Genomic DNA, 1,281 nt, shown 5'->3' on the forward strand with positions numbered 1-1,281 from the left:
ATTCACCGCTTCAGGATCGAAGCCCCAGCGTATTCGGCGACCTCGCCCAGCGATTCCTCGATGCGGATCAGCTGGTTGTACTTGGCCAACCGGTCCGACCGCGCCAGCGAGCCGGTCTTGATCTGACCGCAATTGGTCGCCACGGCCAGATCGGCGATGGTGGCGTCCTCGGTCTCGCCCGAGCGGTGCGACATCACGTTGGTATAACGGGCACGGTGGGCCATATCGACGGCGCGTAAGGTTTCGGTCAACGATCCGATCTGGTTCACCTTGACCAGCATCGAGTTCGCGCAGCCGCGCTCGATCCCTTCGGCCAGACGCGCGGGGTTGGTCACAAACAGGTCGTCGCCCACAAGCTGGACCTTGTCGCCGATGGCGTCGGTCAGGGCCTTCCACCCGTCCCAGTCATCCTCGGACATGCCGTCTTCGATTGAGATGATCGGATAGTCTTTGACCAGCGCCGCCAGATACTCGGCGTTTTCCTCGGAAGTCAGCGAGATATTCTCGCCCGACAGAACGTATTTGCCATCCCTGTAGTACTCGGTGGCGGCGCAATCCAGGGCAAGGTGGATTTCCTCGCCCGGCTTGTAACCTGCCTTTTCAATGGATTGCAGGATGAAATCCAGCGCTTCGCGTGTGGATGCGATGTTAGGTGCAAAGCCACCCTCATCGCCAACGCCGGTGGCCAGACCCGCTGCGGACAGTTCGCGTTTCAGCGTGTGGAACACCTCGGACCCCATGCGCACCGCTTCGCGGATATTCGCGGCCGAGGTCGGCATGATCATGAATTCCTGAATGTCGATCGGGTTGTCGGCATGTTCACCACCATTGATGATGTTCATCATCGGCACGGGCAGAACACGCGCCGACGTGCCGCCGACATAGCGATACAGAGGCTGCGTGGTGAAATCGGCTGCGGCCTTGGCCGTGGCCAGCGAGACACCCAAAATGGCGTTTGCCCCCAGACGGCCCTTGTTCTCGGTCCCGTCCAGTTCGATCATCGCCTGGTCAATGGCGACCTGTTCGGTCGCGTCAAAGCCAACCAGTTCTTCGGCGATCTCACCGTTCACTGCAGCGACAGCTTCCAGCACGCCCTTGCCCATATAGCGCGCCTTGTCCCCGTCGCGCTTTTCCACCGCCTCATAGGCACCGGTCGAGGCCCCCGACGGCACCGCCGCCCGGCCCATCGTGCCGTCTTCCAAAATCACGTCCACCTCAACCGTCGGGTTGCCCCGGCTGTCAAGAATTTCACGGGCGTGGATGTCGATGATTGTGCTCATT

At 61.0% G+C, this 1,281-nt stretch carries 1 protein-coding gene; it reads right to left on the reverse strand.

What is annotated here, in order from left to right:
* Positions 1-2: 2 nt before the first annotated feature.
* Positions 3-1,280 (reverse strand): phosphopyruvate hydratase, encoded by a 1,278-nt coding sequence (gene eno, locus GOV87_RS20320; protein WP_171126153.1) that lies wholly within the window; start codon positions 1,278-1,280, stop codon positions 3-5.
* Position 1,281: the final 1 nt, after the last annotated feature.

Origin of the sequence: Ruegeria sp. HKCCA5426, assembly GCF_013034585.1 — a bacterium.
GTDB lineage: Bacteria > Pseudomonadota > Alphaproteobacteria > Rhodobacterales > Rhodobacteraceae > Ruegeria.

What these genes read in the sequence shown, in the direction of transcription:
- eno (WP_171126153.1), bottom strand. Translation starts at nt 1,280, where the DNA reads ATGAGCACAATCATCGACATCCACGCCCGTGAAATTCTTGACAGCCGG.